At 69.6% G+C, this 20,112-nt stretch carries 18 protein-coding genes and 3 pseudogenes; 10 read left to right on the top strand and 11 right to left on the bottom strand.

Annotated features, from left to right (window positions below; translation table 11 throughout):
• Positions 1-2,754 (top strand): alkaline phosphatase family protein, encoded by a 2,754-nt coding sequence (locus tag ACWDEX_RS34820; RefSeq protein WP_450468470.1) that lies wholly within the window; start codon positions 1-3, stop codon positions 2,752-2,754.
• Between the two features lie 114 nt (positions 2,755-2,868).
• On the opposite strand, the gene ACWDEX_RS34815 is transcribed toward ACWDEX_RS34820, so the two are convergent.
• From ACWDEX_RS34815 to ACWDEX_RS34795, 5 genes are all read right to left on the bottom strand, one after another.
• The gene (locus tag ACWDEX_RS34815) at positions 2,869-3,066 is read right to left on the bottom strand and encodes a hypothetical protein (protein ID WP_450468469.1); all 198 of its coding nucleotides are present in this window, start codon (positions 3,064-3,066) and stop codon (positions 2,869-2,871) included.
• Positions 3,067-3,078: 12 nt separating this feature from the next.
• Positions 3,079-5,763: a beta-N-acetylglucosaminidase domain-containing protein gene (locus ACWDEX_RS34810; RefSeq protein ID WP_450468468.1), complete on the bottom strand. Its 2,685-nt coding sequence runs from the start codon at positions 5,761-5,763 to the stop codon at positions 3,079-3,081.
• Positions 5,764-5,960: 197 nt separating this feature from the next.
• Positions 5,961-6,404, bottom strand: coding sequence for a DUF2267 domain-containing protein (locus ACWDEX_RS34805; protein WP_450468467.1), 444 nt, complete (start codon positions 6,402-6,404; stop codon positions 5,961-5,963).
• A 70-nt stretch (positions 6,405-6,474) separates the two neighbouring features.
• Complete coding sequence (locus ACWDEX_RS34800) at positions 6,475-6,870, bottom strand: DUF2267 domain-containing protein (protein ID WP_450468466.1); 396 nt, start codon at positions 6,868-6,870, stop codon at positions 6,475-6,477.
• 103 nt (positions 6,871-6,973) lie between these two features.
• Positions 6,974-7,405 (bottom strand): Hsp20/alpha crystallin family protein, encoded by a 432-nt coding sequence (locus ACWDEX_RS34795; protein ID WP_450468465.1) that lies wholly within the window; start codon positions 7,403-7,405, stop codon positions 6,974-6,976.
• A 128-nt stretch (positions 7,406-7,533) separates the two neighbouring features.
• Between ACWDEX_RS34795 and ACWDEX_RS34790 the strand changes: the two genes are divergently transcribed.
• Together ACWDEX_RS34790 and ACWDEX_RS34785 are read left to right on the top strand one after the other, a co-directional pair.
• Positions 7,534-8,166, top strand: coding sequence for a type III effector protein (locus tag ACWDEX_RS34790; protein WP_450468464.1), 633 nt, complete (start codon positions 7,534-7,536; stop codon positions 8,164-8,166).
• 254 nt (positions 8,167-8,420) lie between these two features.
• A complete protein-coding gene (locus ACWDEX_RS34785) occupies positions 8,421-8,669 on the top strand; it encodes a hypothetical protein (protein ID WP_450468463.1) in 249 nt (82 codons plus the stop codon).
• Positions 8,670-8,830: 161 nt separating this feature from the next.
• On the opposite strand, the gene ACWDEX_RS34780 is transcribed toward ACWDEX_RS34785, so the two are convergent.
• On the bottom strand, positions 8,831-9,766 hold the full coding sequence (locus ACWDEX_RS34780; RefSeq protein WP_450468462.1) for a helix-turn-helix domain-containing protein: 936 nt from the start codon (positions 9,764-9,766) through the stop codon (positions 8,831-8,833).
• 381 nt (positions 9,767-10,147) lie between these two features.
• Here ACWDEX_RS34780 and ACWDEX_RS34775 point away from each other — a divergent pair, with 381 nt between their 5' ends.
• Positions 10,148-11,485, top strand: a complete 1,338-nt coding sequence (locus ACWDEX_RS34775; protein ID WP_450468478.1) for an MFS transporter — start codon at positions 10,148-10,150, stop codon at positions 11,483-11,485.
• A gap of 41 nt (positions 11,486-11,526) precedes the next feature.
• Here ACWDEX_RS34775 and ACWDEX_RS34770 read toward each other — a convergent pair.
• Positions 11,527-11,727, bottom strand: a pseudogene (locus ACWDEX_RS34770) (penicillin-binding transpeptidase domain-containing protein); the annotation flags it as partial.
• Between ACWDEX_RS34770 and ACWDEX_RS34765 the strand changes: the two are divergent.
• A pseudogene (locus ACWDEX_RS34765) lies at positions 11,720-12,328 on the top strand (LysR family substrate-binding domain-containing protein); the annotation flags it as partial. The pseudogenes ACWDEX_RS34770 and ACWDEX_RS34765 overlap by 8 nt on opposite strands.
• Positions 12,325-12,739, top strand: a pseudogene (locus tag ACWDEX_RS34760) (serine hydrolase); the annotation flags it as partial. The pseudogenes ACWDEX_RS34765 and ACWDEX_RS34760, both read left to right, overlap by 4 nt.
• A gap of 81 nt (positions 12,740-12,820) precedes the next feature.
• Here ACWDEX_RS34760 and ACWDEX_RS34755 read toward each other — a convergent pair.
• From ACWDEX_RS34755 to ACWDEX_RS34740, 4 genes are all read right to left on the bottom strand, one after another.
• Positions 12,821-13,468: a C39 family peptidase gene (locus ACWDEX_RS34755; protein WP_450468461.1), complete on the bottom strand. Its 648-nt coding sequence runs from the start codon at positions 13,466-13,468 to the stop codon at positions 12,821-12,823.
• 169 nt (positions 13,469-13,637) lie between these two features.
• Positions 13,638-14,861, bottom strand: a complete 1,224-nt coding sequence (locus ACWDEX_RS34750) for an MFS transporter (RefSeq protein ID WP_450468460.1) — start codon at positions 14,859-14,861, stop codon at positions 13,638-13,640.
• A 387-nt stretch (positions 14,862-15,248) separates the two neighbouring features.
• Entirely contained in the window at positions 15,249-15,812 is a 564-nt protein-coding gene (locus tag ACWDEX_RS34745; protein ID WP_450468459.1) for an adenosine deaminase family protein, read from the bottom strand.
• Positions 15,724-16,923 carry a purine-cytosine permease family protein gene (locus ACWDEX_RS34740; RefSeq protein ID WP_450468458.1) on the bottom strand — a complete coding sequence of 400 codons (1,200 nt, stop codon included), beginning with the start codon at positions 16,921-16,923 and terminating at the stop codon, positions 15,724-15,726. Before ACWDEX_RS34740 ends, ACWDEX_RS34745 begins: the two co-directional genes overlap by 89 nt.
• 231 nt (positions 16,924-17,154) lie before the next feature.
• Between ACWDEX_RS34740 and ACWDEX_RS34735 the strand changes: the two genes are divergently transcribed.
• The 4 genes from ACWDEX_RS34735 to infA all read left to right on the top strand — a co-directional run bounded on the left by ACWDEX_RS34735 (position 17,155) and on the right by infA (position 20,014).
• Entirely contained in the window at positions 17,155-18,237 is a 1,083-nt protein-coding gene (locus ACWDEX_RS34735; RefSeq protein ID WP_450468457.1) for a LacI family DNA-binding transcriptional regulator, read from the top strand.
• Positions 18,238-18,474: 237 nt separating this feature from the next.
• Positions 18,475-18,693: a hypothetical protein gene (locus ACWDEX_RS34730; protein ID WP_450468456.1), complete on the top strand. Its 219-nt coding sequence runs from the start codon at positions 18,475-18,477 to the stop codon at positions 18,691-18,693.
• Positions 18,694-18,930: 237 nt separating this feature from the next.
• Positions 18,931-19,728, top strand: coding sequence for a GNAT family N-acetyltransferase (locus ACWDEX_RS34725; protein WP_450468455.1), 798 nt, complete (start codon positions 18,931-18,933; stop codon positions 19,726-19,728).
• Between the two features lie 61 nt (positions 19,729-19,789).
• Entirely contained in the window at positions 19,790-20,014 is a 225-nt protein-coding gene (infA, locus tag ACWDEX_RS34720) for a translation initiation factor IF-1 (RefSeq protein ID WP_450468454.1), read from the top strand.
• Positions 20,015-20,112: the final 98 nt, after the last annotated feature.

Raw genomic sequence — 20,112 nt, 5'->3', positions numbered from 1 at the left:
ATGCAGGTAACACGCCGCCGTAAAGGCGTCGGGAACGGGTATCCCGGCCTTCTCGGTAGACGCGTCGGCCGCCGGACCATGGTGACGGCATGTATCACCGTCGGCGCCCTCGTCGCCGCCGGCACCGCTATCGCCCAGACGCACCAGTTCGGCACCGACCAGGTCGGGCAGGCCACCGCTCAGGGCCAGGTCGTCTCCAGCAACCAGTACATCGCCCCCTACGGCGAACGTCTGGTCGTGAACAACGGCAAGATCATGTCGTCCTCTGTCAGCCCGGACGGCACCCACCTCGCGGCCTCGATCACCGACGGTGGTTCGGCGCTGTCCATCGTGGACCTGAAGAACTGGAAGGTTCAGCAGCTCGTCGGCAACTCCGCGTCGTCCAACCCGCGTATCAGCGGCAACGACGTGGGCCAGGAAGGCCCCACGTACTCGCCCGACGGTTCGCAGCTGTGGCTGGGACAGAACAACGGCTACACCAGGTTCACCGTGAACCCGGACGGCAGCGTCTCCAACCCGAAATCCATCACCATCCCGGCCGACGGGCCCAAGCGCGCGCTGGTCGGTGAGGCGGTGTTCTCGGCCGACGGCTCCACCGTGTACTCCGCGGTCAACGGCCAGAACCGGGTGGTCGCCATCAACGCGGCGACCGGTGCCATCCAGCAGAGCTGGGCCGTAGGCAACGCTCCACGTGACATGCTCATGATCGGATCCAAACTCTACGTCAGCAACGAGGGCGGACGTCCGGCGAAGCCGGGCGACACCACGATCAACTCGTACAACACCCAGGTGCCGGCCGACCCGGTGACCGCGGCCACCACTACCGGCACGGTCAGCGTCATCGATCTGGCGAACCCGGATGCCGCCGTCGGGAGCATCGACGTCGGTCTGCACCCGACCGCCCTGCACGCCAAGGACGGGGCGCTGTTCGTCACCAACACCGCCACCAATGACGTGTCGGTCATCGACACCCGCAAGAACAAGGTCGTGCAGACCATCGCCACCCAGCCGTGGCCGGAGGCGTCCGTGGGCTACGAGCCCAACGCGGTGACGCTCACCGATGACGGTCACCTGCTGGTGACACTCGGCCGGGCCAACGCGGTCGCCGTCTACCGGTACACGTCCCCGCAGGAGCCGGTCAGCTATGTCGGCCTGCTTCCCACGGACTACTTCCCCGCGGAGATCGCCGCCGTCGGCGATCAGATCGTCGTGTCCAACACCCGTGGCATCGACGCCCGTCGCCCCAACAACCCGGCCGGACACGCCACCCACGACACGACGTCGAGCCTTCAGCGGTTCACGCTGCCGAGCGACCGCGACATCAAGTCCGAGACGGCCAAGGTCTTCAAGCAGAACGGCTGGAACGGCGGCTCGGTCAAGCTGTCCAAGGGCAAGGACAACACAAAGCCGGTGCCGGTCCCGGAGCGGATCGGCGACCCCTCGACGATCAAGCACGTCTTCATGATCGTCAAGGAGAACCGGACCTACGACCAGGTCTTCGGCGACATCCCGGAGGGCAACGGCGACCCGGCGCTGGCGGAGTTCGGCGAGAACGTGACGCCGAACCTGCACGCGATGGCTCGGCAGTTCGGCCTGTACGACAACACGTACGACATCGGCACGAACTCCGCCGAGGGTCACAACTGGCTGATGCAGGCCGACAACCCCGAGTACACCGAGTCCACTGCCGGGGCGTACCAGCGCAGCTACGACACCGAGGACGACGCTCTCGGCCACCAGCGGACCGGCTTCCTGTGGACCGGTGCGCAGGCGGCCGGCAAGTCCGTGCGCAACTTCGGCGAGTTCCAGCAGTTCCTGACCAAGCCGTCGGGCGCGAGCTGGCAGAACCTGTACTGCGACGCCAAGAACATGGCGGCGACCGGGCAGGACACCGCCTACCCCCTCCACTCGTCCTCGCCGATCCCGTCGCTCAACGACGTGTCGGTGCATGGCTTCCCGAAGTTCGACACCAGCATCCCGGATGTCTACCGGTACGAGATCTGGAAGCGCGACTTCGAGAAGAACGGGCCGGCGAACCTGAACATGTTCTGGCTCTCCAGTGACCACACCGGCGGACCGGCGAACGGGCCCGCTCAGGTCGCGGACAACGACCTGGCGACCGGCAAGATCGTGGACAAGATCTCGCACAGCCCGTACTGGAAGGACTCGGCGATCTTCATCCTCGAGGACGACTCCCAGGCCGGCCTCGACCATGTCGACGGCCACCGTGCCCCGGTCCAGATCATCAGCCCCTGGGCCAAGCGCGGCGTCGTCGACAGCCACTACTACTCCCAGATCACGATGGTCCGGACCATCGAGCAGATCCTCGGGGTCCGTCCGATGAACCAGAAGGACAGTGCGGCCAGCCCCATGCGGGCCGCGTTCACGCAGAAGGCGGACTTCACCCCGTTCAACGCGCTGCCCAACCGGACCGCGCTGACCGACGGCCTGAAAACCCCTCCGTCCTGCGGTGTGGACACCCCGGCGCCGCAGAACCCCAGCGCGGCGGCGGTGCCGTCGACGAAGGTGCCGGCGGACAAGCAGGAGCTCGCGGCGACATGGGCGAAGTGGAAGTCGCAGCAGCGACTGACCGGACCCCACGCCGTGCCCGACTTCGCCAACCCCGCGCAGATGAACCACTTCACGTGGTACGAGTCGCACGGGTGGAAGAAGCCGTATCCGGGCGAGGACAAGATCTTCGCACCGAAGGACGTGCCGGGCGCCTACATCCCGTCGGCGGAGAACGACGGCTGACGTAGGTCGACCGAGTGAGGGGCCCTTGGCCGGCGCCACGCCGGCCAAGGGCCCCTCTGCGCTGCTCGAATGCCGGCCGCGGGACACACCGGCGGGATCGGAGCGTGAGAGCGGTCAGCCCAGTTCGGTGTCCCGCCACTTCGGGATCTCGGGCGTCGACGGGTCGACGATGTCGGAGAACTCCTGCACGCCGCGCGCATGGACGCGCCCGGTCCGGCCCGAGGTGCTGCGGGCCGGACCGGGCGCGTTCAGGATCCGGGCGGGGTCGGCAGGCGGGGCCGTGCGGCGCCCGCGTCCCGGCCCCGCCGACAACGCGGGACGGATTCAGTCCTGGCCGGTCACCACCACATCGGCGACCTGCGGCGCCGCCGTTCCCGCGCCCCACAGGAGGCGTACCGCGTCGGCCGACCTGCCTCCTGCGGACACCTTGGTGTACGGGCCGTCCAGCGCACCGATGGTCTGCCACTTTCCGTCGGTGCCGCGCAGTTGGACATCGCCGCGGCCGGTGGCCCCGGTCGGCCGCAGGACGGTGACGGAATGTACGGGACCCGCGTGTACAAGCCCCACCTCCAGTGCCTCCCCGGCCTCCGGGGCCCGTGCCGCCCGGTAGACGGTGCCCAGGTCACCGTCGGACGCCGCGCGCAGCGAGGAACCGGCGGCGGCCGGCGGCCCTCCGGTCACCGCCCCGTCCTCGGTCGCAACGTGGAACTCGCGCACGACGAGCCAGTACTCCTGGCCCGCGGTCGCCCGCGCCCGCACGTAGCGCGCCTTCGTTCCGGCGGGCACCGTAGCGGTGACGTCCGGCTTTCCGGCGAAGGCGGTGAGCTGCCGCCAGTTCTGCCCGTCCACCGAGTACTCGAGGACGCCCTCGTGCAGGTAGTCGTTGGGGCTCGTGGGCTTGGCCATGGCCAGGGTGATGTCGCCGATGTCCCGCGTCCGGCCCAGGTCCACGGTGATCCCGTCACCGGCGGCGGGCGCCCTGTCGCTCCAGAAGTAGGTGGAGTCGTCGCCGTCCAGCATCCGCGCCGGGGCGTTGCTCTGCCACGTGCCGAGGGTGGTCGACGCCGTGGGCCGACCGCTGATCCCGAGTATCCGGTCGTACTCCGCGTTCGCCGCGTCGATGAACCGGTCCAGCACCCCGTCGCCGACGACGACCGGCACCTTGCGGCCGTCGAGACCGGTGTAGGTGAAGGACTTCGCCGCAGCGACCTGTGCGGGCAGTTGCTGACGGAGCTCCCACGCCTGTGCGCCCTTTCCGGCACGGGCCGCCTCGACCATGCGCAGGGCCGTACGCGCAGCGGTGGCCCAGGACTTGGTCGCGTCCAGCCAGGGGCCGGCGTCGGCGACGAAGCCCCGGTCCGGGAGGCTGCCGCGCAGCCGGCCAGGAGCATCGCCGAGCGTGCCGAGCGCCGAGGTGAGGCGGGCCGCGTCACCGGACTTCCAGTAGCCGTCGAACTCCGCGGCCAGGTCGGGCGCCTGGTCGCTGTTCAGGGCCGAGCTGTAGTTGACGTCGGCGAAGGCCCTCAACGCCTTCTCGGTACGGGGGTCACCGCCCGCGTACTCCTTGATCCCCTGGATCCAGGAGGTGCGGGGGTCGTAAGCGGTGTCGTTCCACGCGTAGTCGGCGACGGTGTGGAGCGCGATCTTCGAGGCGTACGGCTGGATCATCGGGTTGGCGGTGATTCCGGCCAGCCTGCCCGGGAGCCCCTTCTCCCGTCCGTTGAACGGACCGAGCAACAGCCGGTCGGTCGCGTAGTCGTTCACGGGGTAGTTGTCCCACGTCAGGATCGGGTGACCGAAGGCCGTGCGGGCTTCCTCGGCCTGGGCGACGGTCATGGTCGGGGCGACGACGCCGACACCGGTCCATTCCACGAGGACATCGGAGTCGAGCTGCTCGGACAGCGCCTTCTTGTACGGCGACGCCGAGACGTTGTAGTACTCGGTGGGGACCATCTGAAGGGGCTGAGCACCCGGGTGAGTGGCGATGAACTCCTTGTTGACCCGGTTGAGCAGATACGCCTGAGCCGCGCCGGCCGCCGCGCCGCCGGTCCCCCACTTCGCCTTGTCCTCGGCACAGTTCCAGTCGGTGTAACTGATGTCGTCGAGCGGCACGGCGAAGGTCCGTACACCGATGTCCCAGATCGTCTGGAACTTGTCGACCAGCGCCTTGACGTCGGCGTCCGAGCTGTAGCAGACGGACAGGCCGGGCGAGAGCGCGTAGGTGAACTCCACATGCCGTCGGGCGGCCCGGTCGGCGAGTTCCTTGATCTGTGCGAGCTGGTCGGCAGGGTAGGCGTCCCGCCACTTCGCCCGCAGGTACGCGTCGTCCTTGGGCGAGTAGACGTAGATGTTCATCTTGTGTTCGCCGTAGTAGTCGAGCTGGTCGAGCCGGGCCTTGTGCGACCACGGGGTGCCGTAGAAACCCTCGATGACACCGCGCAGGGCGGTACCGGGCCAGTCGCGCACGGCGATTCCCGCGACCTCTGCGCCCGGATGCTTCTGCTGCGGCAGCACCTGACGCAGGGTCTGCGCCGCGTAGTACGTGCCCGTGGTGTCCTTGCCCGCGAGGACGATGCGGTCGGCGCCGATGCCGAGGACGTAGCCTTCGGCGGGCAGTCCGGAGGGGCCGTCGATGCGCTGGGCGGCGAGCGCGGCGGAGTCGCCGACGTGGACGGTCAGCCCGCTTCTGCCGGGTCTGTCGCCGCGTACGACGTGCTGGGCACCGGCCCGGCGCAGAGCGCTCTCCACGACTTCGAGGGAGGTCTCGTCGGAGGTCGCGCCCGCCACCAGGGTGACGGTGGGGGTGACGGTGATGCGGTCGGATCGGTTCGTCACGGACCGCGGGGTGGGCGAGATGGCCCCGGTCCGCTGCACCTCCGCGGCCTTCGCCGGGGTGGTGCCGGGGGCGCTGTCGGCTGCCTGGGCGGCTGGCACGGCGGTCAGCAGACCACCGGCCAGCAGCATGGCCGCCGCGCCGAGCGCGGTGGGACGGGGTGAGCGAGGCGTCACTGGTCCTCCATTGATCACGTAAATCACCGGAGTCGCGCAACACAGCAACACTGAATTCAACATCCTGGCGCTTACATGTCAATGGTCTGGACAACATCGACTCGCTGACCTGCGACTTTATGCACAGGAGCGACGATTCTTGCACGCGTACAGAAGGGAGCACGTCAGCACGGACGGCCGGGCACGCACCTTGCCGTCTACGCGGCGGGGATGAGTTCGGCGCGACCGAACAGCAGGGCGTAACCGGTGGGGAGTTGGCCCAGGATGCGGGTGATGAGGTCGGGGCCGGCGTGGGCGGCGACGGCGGAGAAGACGGATCCGGTGTCCCAGCGGGTGGTGGCCAGGGAGGCGCCGGTGCGGGCGGCGAGGTCTTCGACGAAGGCCCAGCCGGTCAGGGGCTGAAGGTCGGGGATCTGCGCGGTGAACACGCGGGCGGCCTCCAAGGGCAGACAGGCGGCGAGATCGACGCGTTCGTCGCCGGTCAACTGCCGCCCCAGTCCCGCGAGGACCAAGCTGACGGCTTCGTCGGCCCGCTCGCGGGTGGGATAGGCACCTTCGTAGCGGACCTTCTCCAGCATCTGCTCATACGCCGTCCCGTACGGCTGCTGGTGCTCAAGCGGTACGCGCGCGTCGGAGATCACTGCGGTGCATGCCTTTCATGAAGCAAGGATGGGTGGGGTGGTGCCGGGGGTGCGGCACCACCCGTCATGGTCAGGTGGGCTGCGGGCGGCCGAAGAGCAGGTCGTAGCCGGCCGGGAGCTGGAGCAGGATCTGGCCCAGCAGGTCCTCGCCGGCGGCGTCGGCAACGGTGGACAGCACCGCGCTGACGTCCCAGGCCGCGGTCTGCTCGGTGGCGCCTTCGATCCACGCGGCGGTTGCCCGGACGAACCGCTCCGGGGGCAGCGGCTCGGCGCTCTGCAGCGGGTTGAGCAGGATCAGGGCGAACGCCTCAGGCAGGCGCGCCGCCAGCTGGGCGCGGACGTCGCCGACGAGATGCGCGCCGAGGAGAGCGAGCACCACACGGGCCGCGCGCTCGGCTTCCTCCAGAGTGTTGTACTCGCCGCGTTCCTTCACTTGGCCGAGGAACGCTTCGCTTCGCAACGTCATCTCAACCGCCACCCCTCTTCTTCTTCGGACTGCCCGAGAGGGGTGCGGAAAGCGGGTTGAGGGGGAGATCAGGTGCCCGCCCTCCGCACCCGTCCGGCCGGTGTCAGCCGGAGATCTCCTTGCGGTCGGATCCGACGCCGATGGAGATCTTGCGGGGCTTGGCGCGCTCGGCGATCGGGATGCGCAGGGTGAGCACGCCTGCGTCGTAGTCGGCCTGGATGTGCTCGGTGTCGAGGGTGTCGGCGAGCACGATCTGGCGGGAGAAGACGCCCAGCGGCCGCTCGGACAGTTCCATCTGCACGTCGTCGGCCTTCGTCACCGGCCGGCGCTCGGCCTTGACGGTGAGCATGTTCCGCTCGACGTCGATGTCGATCGCGTCCGCGGTGACACCCGGAAGGTCGAAGGCCACCACATACTCGTCGCCCTCGCGGTAGGCGTCCATCGGCATCGCCGACGGGCGGGACCAGGTGCCCGGACCCATCAGCTGCTGCGCCAGCCGGTCCAGCTCACGGAAGGGGTCAGTGCGCATCAACATCGTGAAAACACCTCCAGCAGGTTCAGGCAGTTGCTGCCAATGCGCCTCACTGAAACCGTTGTAGCATGTCATCCAATGGATGACAAACGTCACGTCGTCGAAATGATGACAACCTGAGAGAGGTGCCCGTGACCGGAGCCGACCAACCGCCCACGACCAGCACGAACGCCCATAGCCCCGCGTCGTTCCTCGCCGCTGCGGCGGCCCTGCACGCCATAGACGACGCCCTGCGCGACGCCCGGCGAGAGTCCCCGGACACGCCCGAGGGGCCCGGTCCCGGGCCGGAGCAGGCACTGGCCTCCCTGCTGCTGCTGCGGCAGGTGCGCGAGCAACTCGCTGGATGGGAGACGGGTCTGATCGAAACGGCCCGGGACGCGGGAGCCAGCTGGGCCGACCTCGCCCATCCCCTTGGCGTCGCCAGCCGTCAGGCCGCCGAACGCCGCTACCTGCGCGGCCGCCCCGGCCCCGCCGGGACCACCGGCGAGCAACGCGTGACGGCCACCCGCCAGGCCCGGGCCGCCGAACGCACCACCGCCATCTGGGCCCGCGCCAACGCCGCCGACCTGCGCCGCCTCGCCGGCCAGATCACCGCCCTCACCGACCTTCCCCCCGCCGCTCGCCGCCCGCTCGGCGAGCTCCACGCGGCCCTCGCCCACGACGACCCCGCCGACCTCATCGCCCCCCTGAACGCGGCCCGCCCCCACCTGGCCGCCACCCACCCCGACCTCGCCGCCCGGCTCGACATCCTCACACCCCCCTGAGCAGGTCCGTATGAAGGCGAGCAGGGCCAGTTCCTCCAGGTCGGCGCGGAACCGCGCCACGTCCGCCTTGAGGAATCCGATCGTCGGGTCGTCGCTCGCCCGCCCCACCCTGACAGCCCCATTCACACATTGTCAGAAGTTTTGATTGCTAAGCCGGTTGTCAGTTCCGTTCCTACCGATCCCCCTTCGACCGGACTCTCCGACCTTCCGGATCCGGGATGACTGCGCCACATTCGGTGGGCTATGGAGGTTTCATGAGGTTGGCGACCGTACCTGAAGCCGGTCGAAACGAGAGCCCGGGCGGGGTGGCCGTGACCCGGCATCAATGGGGCGACTTCCGATGCGAGTCGCGGTTCGTCCGCAGCGATTCGGCGCGCGTCGCGCCGCTGGTACTCGTGGACGGGGCGTTCCAGACGAAGGAGAGTTGGGGCCGTCTGGAAAGCGAGATGCTGGGGTTCGCCGACGTGATCAGACGCGGGGACGGCTGCCGGGCGGATCGCTGAAGATGCTGCGTTCGCTCGGACGGGCCGGTGTGCAGTCCGCGCTCGCCCTGGTCGACGGGATCCTGACGGCTGTCGACCCCAAGGCGGACCTGGTCCTGCTGTCGACCCTCGCGGCCCCGATCGGCTCGGTCGTCGCGCGATACCACCGCATCCCGTCGGGATCAGCCTGCGTGGGCCGGGGACGGCGAGCGGGTGGGACGTGGCTCGGCAGCCGGTTCCGGATGGCCCGCGGGCGTGGACTCCGGTCGGGTGTGAGCGGACTCCAGGCGGAGCATGGCCTCCTCGTCCGGGGTGCCGGGGGCTGCCTGGTAGACCACCATCCGCTGGCCGCCGGTGCGGGCCAGTCGCATGACCTCGTAGGTCAAGGTCATCGACCCGACCTTCGGATGCCGGAAGGACTTCTGCCCTCCGCCGCGCTCGCAGACGTCGTACCGCTCCCAGAGCCGTGCGAACTCCGTCGATTTCAGCAACAGTTCCCCGACGAGCGCGGTCAGCTCGGGATTGTCAGTGTCGGCCCCGGCTACCGCCCGCAGATGCGCCACCGAGAGCGCGACCGTCTCCTGCCACGGCTCGTAGAGCGTCCGGCCGACCGGGTGAAGGAAGAGATAGCGGGTCAGATTGCGCTGGTCCTGCGGCCAGTCCCAGAGTCCGGGAAGCAGCCGCCGGCCGGGTAGGTTCGCTGCAAGCACGCGGTTGTAGCGGCTCACCACGTAGGCGGGCAACGGGCGCACCGACTCCAGCATTCGCAGGACCGAGTCGCGGACGGTGTTGTCCGAGCAGACCGGCAGCTCCGAGACCCGGCCGGAGGCCAGCTCCGCGAGCTCATGCAGACGTTCGTAACCGTCGCCGCGCAGCCGCAGGGCGCGGCCGAGGGCGTCCAGGACGGCCGGGGAAGGGTTGGTCTCCCGGCCGCGCTCCAGGCGGATGTAGTAGTCGACGCTCACACCCGCCAACGCGGCCAGCTCCTCCCGGCGCAGTCCGGGAGTGCGGCGCAGGCCCGCACCGGCCGGAAGGCCGACGTCCTCGGGGAGGACCTGCGCCCTTCGGGCCTTCAGGTATCTGCCGAGTTCGGTGCCCCGCGCGTCCGCTGTTGCCATTCGGTCATTGTGGCAGGCGCGCGGGGAGTGTGGGGGGCCCTGTCAGGGCCTGGAACGCGGCACCCCGGGTACAGCGCGGTCTACCGGGTGGCCGCACGCGGGCGGAGAGTTGGTCCCGCAGCGGGCGGCTCGGCCGCCGGGGCCCAGGGGGTGCGAGACACCGGGCCGCGGCCTCGGCGGAATCGCGGCCGCCCGCCCGATCACCTCTGACGACCCTCAACCACACGTCCTTCCAAGGAGCTCACGATGCCGGGCACCCGTCTTCCGTCACCGTTCACCGCCCCTGCCTCCGCTCCCGAGCGGTTCGCGCCCACGCGCCGGCGAAAGCAGCCGGACCGAGCCCGAGCAACAGCGCCACCCGCCGAAGTCCCCACCGGGCAGATGAGGAACGGCTTCGCGCTGGTCGCTTCGCTGCTCGGATTCACAGTGATCACCATCGATGTCTCGGCCGTGAACATCGCGCTGCCCGCGATCCGGGACTCCCTCAGCGGCGGAATGGCCGGGCTGCAGTGGGTGGTTGACGCGTACACCCTGATGTTCGCGTCCTTGATGCTGTCCGCCGGCGCCCTCGCCGACCGCGCCGGCGCCCGCCGCGCCTACGCCTGGGGCGTGGCGCTGTTCACCCTTGCGTCCCTCGGCTGCGCACTCGCACCCGGCATCGGCGTACTGGTCGCCGCGCGCGTGGCGCAGGGCGCCGCCGCCGCGGTCGTGATGCCGGCGTCGCTGGCACTGATCCGGCAGGCCTACGAGGACGCCCGGGTACGCGCCCGCGCCATCGCGCTGTGGACCGTCGGCGGCTCGGTCGCGATGGCCGCGGGCCCGGTACTGGGCGGGCTGCTCACCGACTCGGCCGGCTGGCGCGCGGTCTTCCTGCTCAACCTTCCCGTGGGCGTGCTCATCCTCGGTCTGCTGGTCCGAGTGTCGCGTTCCCCGCGCCGGCCCGCCGCGCTGGACGGCGGCGGCCAGCTCACCGCGGTACTGGCCCTGGCGGGACTGGCCTTCGCCGTGATCGAGGGCGGCCACCTGGGCTGGACCAGCGGCCCGGTGCTGGCTGCCGGGGTGCTTGCCGTCGTCTGCGCGTACGCCTTCCGCGTGGTCGAGGCCCGGCACCGCCAACCGATGGTGCCCCTCAACATCCTGACGAGCCGTGAGGTGTCTGTCCCGCTCGCGGTCGGTTTCGCCGTCAACGCCGCTTTCTACGGTGGGATCTTTCTCCTCGGGCTGTACTACCAGCAGTTGCGCGGGATGTCGGCGATCACGGCCGGACTGATGTTCGTCCCGATGTCGGCCGTGGTGACGGCGACCAACCTGGTCTCGCCGCGGCTGGCGGAGCGGATCGGACGGCGACCCGTGATCGTCGCCGGGCAGTTGGTCTTCACCGCAGCGATGCTGGCCATGCTGCCGCTGGCCGCGCACACCCCGTTGTGGCTGGTGCTGGTCCTCCTGCTGCCGCTGAGTATCGGCGGAGCGCTCACGGTGCCCGCGCTGACCGCGCTGCTGATGGACGCTGTCCCCAAAGAGCGCGCGGGAACAGCTTCGGGGCTGCTCAACGCCCTCCGTCAGACCGGCGGTGCGCTCGCGGTCGCCCTCTTCGGTGGCCTGCTCTCCGGCCCCGGCGGCGGCTTCTCCCTCCCGGGCATGCGTCTCGGCCTCCTCACCGTGGCCGCCCTTCTCCTCGCCACCGCCGCCCTCTCCCGCCTCCTCCTGCCCCGCGACTGACCGTTGCCGGGCAGTGCACCCGGCTCGGACCACGATTCCCTTCACGAGGCATCGGCCGGAACAGTGGCCAGCAGGCTGTGCACGATGAGGCCGGCGGAGCCGCCACCGGTGACGCCGCGCTCCACGACGCACGCCACGGCCACGTTCCCGCGGTAGGCGACGAGCCATCCGTTGTTGGGTTCGTCGTCGGACACTTCGGCGGTGCCGGTCTTCGCGCCGATGTCACCGGGCAGGTCGGACAGCCAGCAGCTCGCCCGGTTCGCGTCACACGACCTGGACGTCGGGATCGTTCACCACCCGTGCGATGTCTCCGGTCTGGAGCTGGGCCCGGTGCTGCGGCGTGAGCTGGGCGTGCTGCTGCGGCGCACCGCCGCGGCTGCCGAACTCGACGAGGTGCCGCTCACCTCTCTCGCCGGATACGACCTCATCCTCTTCCCTCGTGCCGACGCCCCGGCGCTGTACGACGACCTGCTGACCGCGTGTGCCCGCAATGGCTACACCCCCGGCGCCGTCCGGCACGGCCAGGGCGCCAGCTTCGTCCGCGGCCTGGTCTTGTCCGCCAACGCCGTCGCCTTCGGCCCGCGCGACGCGCAACCCGCGGAGATGGGCGACCGGCACGCGGACGTCGGCTCAAGCCTCGACTCGGGCGTCGTATGGCGCCCGCTCGCCGACGCCCCACTGGCCTGGCGGCACTCCGTCGCCTGGCCCAAGGGCCGCGGCGATGCCGTCGTCAGCGCCTTCACGGAAGCGGCCACGCACGCGCTGCGCACGACAGCCGACGCGACCACCGACGTACCCTCACGGCCGCTGCACCTTCGTCCCGCATCGGAGTACTGGCTTTGACCGACGCCCTCAGCCGCATTCACACGGCCTTCGCCGAAGCCAGTGTCACCGGCCGACTGCACGCCCTGGACATCGACTCCGGCGCGCAGATCGACGTCGGCGCGGACCAGCCGGTGTGCACCGCCAGCGTCCACAAGCTCTGCCTGCTCATCGCTCTCCACGAGCTGGCCGCGGCAGGGCACTTGGATCTCCGCGAACAGATCGAGTGCGCGCCCGACCGACCGCATCTCCGGCCCCACGGGCCTTGCCGCCATGCTCGACCCCGTCCGCATGTCCCTGCGTGACATCGCCTACCTGATGATGGCCGTCAGCGACAACGCCTCAGCCGACCTGCTGCTGGGGCGGGTCGGTATCGACACCGTCAACCGCACCACCGCCCGCCTCGGCCTGACGCGTACGCATGCCGTCTACCGAGAGACGGGTCTGCACCCGAGCATCGATTGCGTCCAGTGGTCACTCCTTCGGAAGATGTCGACAGCGTCGACTTTCCGGTCAACGTCCCGAGCCCGGCTGCCGATCTGCTCTCGCCAGTGTGACGCCCCGCTCGGCGAAGAACCGGGGCAGCACCTGCCATGGCACCTCGGCGAAGCGTTGGGAAACGCCGGGCAGCCCCGACGGATTGTGGATCTGCAGGTAGTCGCGCGAGCAGCCGACAGCGAGCACCAGGTGCCCACCGCGGCTTGGTGGCGTAGTGTCCGGCTCTCGAATCGAGGGGTGGACGGAGAGCATGACCAGCTTTCCGTCTCTCAGGAAACCCGGAATCGCCTCGGGCGTCAGCCTCCCGTGAACCTCGGCCTCGATCTCCCACCGTTTCGCCGCGTATTCGGCGAACGGAGCGTAGATGAGGCCGTCCACACCATCCGCACGGCGTACGTACGCGCCGGCGTCCAGGAACTCCTGGGCCAGCGTCACGAGATCAGGGGACTTCAGGCCCCAGTGTTCCAGGGCCATGCGCAGACAGGCCATTCCGCAGATACGCCAGGACCAGAAGGCGTAATCCGCAGCGGTGTCCGCCCCTGAACGGCGCCAGAGCGGGTCGTCTTCGGCCTTGACGCGGCCGGACAGCAGATCGGGAACGAGCTCGGCTGACTCCCACTGTGAGTAATACGGCACCTCGTGACTGACCGAAATGTTTCCCATGTTCCGTTCCGTAAGTAGGTCGCATGTACGCAATTCGCATGTCGGGCGGAGGCGATCAAGCCGGCAGCATGTCGTCTCCCGCCGACACCGAACCTGAAAATCCCTCACCCAAGCCTGAAGGCAGAGCATCCTCCGGTTACCACGTGACCAGCGGCGCCGGACTGGACCGTCAGCGGTGGGCTTCCAGACGGGGGTCCGATGGCTCGGTGGTGGTGGTCCGGGGCGCGGCGCCCGGGCGGCTGTTCGCTGCCCAGCGGACGGCCGGTGCCATCGCCGCGCCCGCGGTGAGGAAGAGGGCGCCGAGCGCCAGCCAGCCCGCCTCGCCCCAGGACAAGATGAGGGCGGTCAGCAGCAACGGGCCGATCAGGCGGGCGACGGCTGTCCCCGCGCCGTAGAAGCCCTGGTACTGCCCCTGCTTGTCGGCCGGGGCCAACGCGAAGCCGATCTCCCAGGAACCCGAGCCGAGCAGCATCTCGCCGACCACCTGGACGCAGGCCGCGACAAGGAGCACAGTCACCGCGGCCCAGGCCGACGTACCCGAGGCGGACAGGGCAAAGCAACCGCAGGCCAGTAGCATCACGGCGCCGGAGTGCCGTACCGCACGGGACGCGGACCGCAGCCCCGTCACCCGGGCGGCCATCCGCACCTGGAAGAGGACCACGCTCACCGTGTTGAGTACCAGCAACGCCGAGACGGTCCAGCCCGGCGCCTCGGTGCGCTGCACGATCCACAACGGCAACACCACGCTCAGCAGCGGCATGTAGAGCAGCATCACCATGTTCAGGAGGGAGACGAGAGCATAGGACCGGTCCCGGAGCACGGAGAGGCTCGACTCCCCCGGCCGGCCGTCCGTTCCCGTCCTCGCCGGCAGAACCGGAAGCCGCTGCAGTACCCCGGCCGCCAGTACGAAGCTCACCGCGTCCATCGCCAGCGCCGTCAGGTACGACGCCTCCGTGTCGATCTGCAGGGCGATACCGCCGAGCGCCGCACCGAGCGCGAGGCCGGCGTTCACCGTGGACTGCAGGTACGCCCTCGTCTCCGTGCGCCGCGCCGGCTCGACCAGCCCGGCCAGCAACGCCTGGCGTGCCGCCGCGAGACCGCACTGGCAGCACGTGTACACAACCACCGCGACCAGGAACGCCGGGTAGGAACGCACGAAGAGGAAGGATCCCACGGCCACGCCCGTCGCCACGGACATCAGGATCGCGATACCACGTGGGCCGCGTCGGTCGGCGAGATGACCGAGGGGTACCCCCGCGACGGCTCCGAGGGCCCAGCCGAGGGTGAGCGCGCCACCGATCTGGGTCGGTGAGAGCCCGACGATCCGGCTGAAGTACAGCGCCGAACAGACGTAGTACGCGCCGTCGCCCACGGAGTTGGTCAGCTGCGCCAAGGCCAGTTTCCGCGAGGGTCCCTGAGGAGGGATGATCCGGCTGAAGCCCATTCCGTTCCTTGTGCTCCTTCCGCTTCGCCCCGCGCCGGGCGCGGGCTCTGGCATCGGCAACGACCCGCACCGGTTCGCGGTGGTCACGTCGTTCGCTGGGTGGGAGGCCGCCGTCCGCGTAATGCGGCTGGGCGGCCGGCGGGCAGGGTAACTCTGCCCCATAGCGCCGATCATGGCCACTGAGCGCAAGGTTCGGTTCTCGGCACTGCGCACAACGGACGGTGCGACAAGGAAGAAACCGGGCAAGACTGCCCGGGCGCACGCTGACTGGGCGCCCGGGCAGTGCATGTGCTCGCCGCCGAGGGCGAGTTCACCGACGTCCGCGCCGGAGAGATGTCAGGCGGTGCCGTGCTTCGCGTAGGCGGTCAGCTCCGCGAGGAACTCCTCGCGCACGGCGGGGGCCGCCCAGGAGATCTCGATCGCGTTGCGCTGCAGACGCACCAGGTCGGCATCGGAGAGCGCCGCGGGCTCGCGCAGGGCGGCCAGGTTCTCGGCGACATAGCCCGGGAAGTACGCGGGGTCGTCGGAGTTGACCGTCACCTTCACGTCCTGGTCGAGCAGGGCACGGATCTCGGCGGCCTTCATGCCGTCGGTGACATGCGCGTTGGAGATCGGACACACCGTCAGGCCCAGGCCGCGCGTGCGGATCCGCTCTATCAGGGACGGGTCCTCCAGGGCGTTCACCCCGTGATCGATGCGGTCGACGCCGATCTCCTCGATGACCTGGCGGATGTGCTCCGTCGAGTTCTTCTGGTCGACGTCGCAGTGCATCGTCAGCCGGAAGCCCTCGGCGCGCGCCCGGGCGAAGACTTCACGGAACTTCACCGGCGGGTTGCCCGCCTCGTCCGAGTCCAGGCCGACGCCGGTGAAGCCGTTCTCCGCCGCGGTCCCGTGGTCCATGGTGTCGCCCGAGTTTGGACAGCAGGGTGTAGAAGTCGGCGGAGAAGACCGCCCACAGCGTGATGCCGGTGCACAGCGACAGGTCGATGAAGACGACCATCCAGCGCTTGATCGGCAGGCCGACGGCCAGCAGGTTCAGGCCCGAGGAGTACATGTCGGTGGTGTTCACCGCGAGCAGGGAGACGATCGCGAGCAGCAGGTACGGGGTGGTGAACCAGCCGGGCAGGAGCTCCGGCAGGCCGGAGATCGGGTCCGCGGCGTTGGTGGTCGCGGTGGCGACGGCGGCGCCGAGGATCTGCAGGAGGATGTTGGGCACCATGCCGCCGAGCGCGGCACACGCGAACACCTTGCGGGGAGCGGAGCGGGCGGGCAGATAGCGCGAGTAGTCACTGCCCATGTCGGCCCAGGACAGGCCGCCGGAGGCGGTGACCATGGCGAGGACCAGGGAGACGGTCACCAGCGAGGGAGCCTGGCCGTGGGCGCCGAAGTCGGCCCTGGGGGCCACGAGGATTCCCATCACCGCGAACATCGCGGCGAAGATCCAGGCGAAGTACTTCTGCACCTTCATGATCAGGTGGTAACCGGCCAGCGGCAGCAGCATCTGCAGCCCCGCCGCACCGGCGACGACCAGCAGCTTCACGGGTGTGTCTGTGGTGATTCCGGCCTGGTCGAGCAGCGCGAGACCGGCGAGCACGATGAGCACCATGCCGCCCGCCTCGAATCCGACGAGCATCACCCAGCTCAACAGCGCCGGGATCCGCCCGCCGTGCAGACCGAAGGCGGCCCGTGAGATCGAGTGCGTGGAGGTGCCGGTGCGCGGGCCCTGGAGACTGGTCAGCCCGGTGACGGCGAAGCCCAGCACGTTACCGGCGACGATCAGTGCGACCGCGTACCGGAAGGACAGGCCGAAGGAGACGACGAGCGCCCCGTAGACGACCGTGAAGACGGTGGTGTTGGTCCCGGCCCAGAGGCCGAGGAGCCGGCTCGGCCCGCCCTGGCGCTCCTCGGCAGGTACCGCGTCGATGCCGCGCTGCTCCACCGTGAAGACGGAGGCGGTGGCTTCGGCGGACGGGGTGGATCCGGGCGGGGCGACGGTAGTGGCCTCGGCCATGGTCGGCAGGCGTCCTTTGCGGACTCGCGTCCCGGCCTGGAGGGACGGGACGGGGGATGTACGGGGAGGTCCGGCAAGGCCGGAACAAGCGGTGCACGACGGTGTGCGAGGGGTTGGCAGCCCGCGGGGCGCGCCCCGGAGTATTCGCGGAGGCATTTGCCCAAACGTTTTGGCAACGTGGGGGACGGTAATGCCTAAACGTTTTGGCAGTCAACCGGTAAGCTCTCTGCCATGCCAGATGTCACAGGGCCGACGGGCCTGGGAGCAGCTCGGGAAGCACGCGCCTCCCGTACGTCGGGCGCGCCCAAGGGGGGCGGGCTGCGCGAGGTCGCCCGCCGGGCCGGCGTCTCCGTCACCACCGCCTCTCACGCGCTCAACGGGGTCGGCCGGGTCGGCGCCGAGACCCGCGAGCGGGTCCTCGCCGTCGCCGCGGAGATCGGCTATCGCGCCAACCCCAACGCGCGCGGGCTGCGCGGCGCCCGCACCGGGCTGCTCGGCCTGACCCACCGCACCGCCGTCGAAGGCGGCATCACCGACATCGAATACTTCGTGAAGATCGTGAACGCGGCAACGTGGACGGCGATGGCGCACGACTACTCCCTCGTGCTCGTTCCGCCGTCGCTGGACGGGCACCCTTTCGAGTCGTTGCCGCTGGACGGCACCATCGTCATCGACCCGCTCACCGACGATCCGCTGCTGACCCGTCTCTCCGGCATGGGTGTCCCCGTGGTCACCACCGGCCGCGACCTGTCCCGCAAGGACGCCTTCCCCTGGGTCGACAACGAACTGTCCACCTGTGCCGTCGCCGCCCTCGAACATCTCGCCGCAACCGGCGCCCGTCGCATCGGACTGCTGACCGGATCGACCGGCCAGTCCTACGACGAGGACGCGGCCGAGGCCTACCGCGACTGGTGCGGGCGCACCGGCCGCCCCGTGCTCATGGACCGGGCCGAGTCCGGAACCGACTCCACCGCCGCCGCACACCGCCTGCTCAGCCGCCCCGACCGGCCCGACGCCCTGTACGTCGTCATGGAGAAGTTCGGCTTCGCCACCCTCGCCGTCTGCCGTGAACTCGGCCTCGGCGTCCCCGACGACGTGCAGATCGTGGTGGGTGCCGACGGGGAGTTCGCGCGCAGCGCGCGCCCGGAACTGACCGCGCTCGACCTGGCACCCGAGGAGATCGGCAGACAGGCGGCCGAGCTGTTGATCGACGTGATACGCCGGCCGCCGACCGGGGACGGGCCCGAACACCGCCTCGTCCCGGCCAAGCTGTTGCCGCGCGCCTCCACCCGGCCGGTGACGGCGGAGCGCTGAGGACGCTCGGAGTGAGGGAGGACGCGCGCCCGCGTGGCACCTCGGCCCCCTTCGACCCCCGCGGCGCCGTCACACCGCGCAGGCCCCGGCCGAGCAGAACGGCCGGGGCCCTGTCGTGCGCAGCACGCTGCCTGTCGCGCAGCAGCGGTAGCGGCAGGCAGCGGTCTCACCGTATGCGCACCCACTGACAGCCGCCTTCTAGGTGCGGTGAAGCGTTCCGCGCGGGAGGCTGGTGACATGGCTGAGCGACGTGTGATCGTGGACCACCCCGATGAGGGCGGCGGTCGACCTGTCCGGATCGATGGCGACGCCCTGGGCACGGCGTTCAGCCTGCACGACCTGTCGGTCTTCCTACAGCGTGCCGGCCTGGAGGGCCTGGACGAACTGGACGTGGCCATGTCCCCCATGATCGAGTGGCACGGCGGCGGACCCGAAGTGTGGCCGGCGACGGACTGACCGGGAGCGCCGCCTGTCGGCGCCCCAGGAGCCCTACAGCGCCCAGGAGCGGGAAAAGGGATTGAGCGGGCTGACCCCGGTTGATAGCGTGCGGGAGAACGTGACAGGCCGCAAGGAGGTGACACCCATGAACGCTGTACCCATGTGGGTGCTCCCCCTTTTCGTCACGGTGGGCGACTGACGTAGGTGTCGCCGGGAGTGCCTCAACGACTAGGCATTTCCGGAAGGCGACAACCTATGAACTCTGTACACTTCACTTCTGACATGGGCGATCACACGGTAGTGATCACGCGGGTCGCGGAGAAGCAATGGCACGCCGTGGAGAACGGCCAGGTGGTCGGCCGCGGTGACGCGTCGCACAGGCCCGACGGGCGGCTCTTCATCAGCATCGACTCCTGGCACGATGTGGTTTTCGACCAACTCGCCGCCGCGATGCTGGCGGACCTGCCGACCCCGATGTACACGGTGGTCGACGAAGCCGACCTCGACTTGACGTCCCGTTGGGAGCGAGCAGGCTTCGCGGCCCGACGCCGCGAGTGGGAGTACCTCGTGCCCACCGACCCGCGGATCACGGGGCTCAACTCCGTGCAGTCGCCGTCGGATGTGACGATAGTGCCCGCCGGTGAAGCGCAGGAGGGCCCTCTGCGCACGCTGGACCGTGCGATTCGCGACGCGGTCGAGGCCACCGTTGGATGGCAGTCGATGCCGGCTGAGGTGCTTCCCCGCCCGGACGGGACTACCCTGCTGGACCCGTCGAAGTATGCGGTAGCAGCTCAGTCCGATCAGTACGTGGGACTGATCCGGGTGTCACCGCTGACCCGACAGCCACGGATCGGCCTGATCGCAGTCCGGGCCGACCGGCAACGCCGCGGTGTCGCCCGGGCGTTGCTGGCCCACGCGCTGGTTTCGTTGCACCGCTCCGGGACCGCGACGGCATGGGCCGAAGTGAACGAATCCAACGAAGCGGCGCTGGCACTCTTCGAAGGCGCCGGTGCCCAACGGGTGAGCAGCAACCTGGAGTTGATCCATCGCTGACCCTTCACCCATCACACGCACGTACAAGACACGAAGTCACCGAACGGAGAAGTGAGAGAACTTGGCTAGAACAGCGAAGGGAATCGAAGTCGAGGGCACTGTCGTCGAGTGCCTGCGCAACGCCACCTTCAAGGTGGAGCTCCAGAACGGGCACACCGCGCTCACACACATCAGCGGGAAGATCCGGAAGAACTACATCAAGATCTTGCCGTACGACCGGGTCCTCGTGGAACTCAGCCCGTACGACCTGACCCGCGGCCGGATCATCTTCCGATACCGGTCCTAGGGTGTGTTTCGAAAGTCCCGCCTGCCCCGCGACGCCTGGCACGGCACTCCCCCAAGCTCTTCGAGCAGGGGGGACCCCCACGCCGCGTTGTCGGGATC

The organism is Streptomyces sp. NPDC001020, from assembly GCF_053599115.1.
The sequence above is the reverse complement of the archived record's forward strand: the minus strand, read 5'-3'. Positions and strand labels throughout refer to the sequence as shown.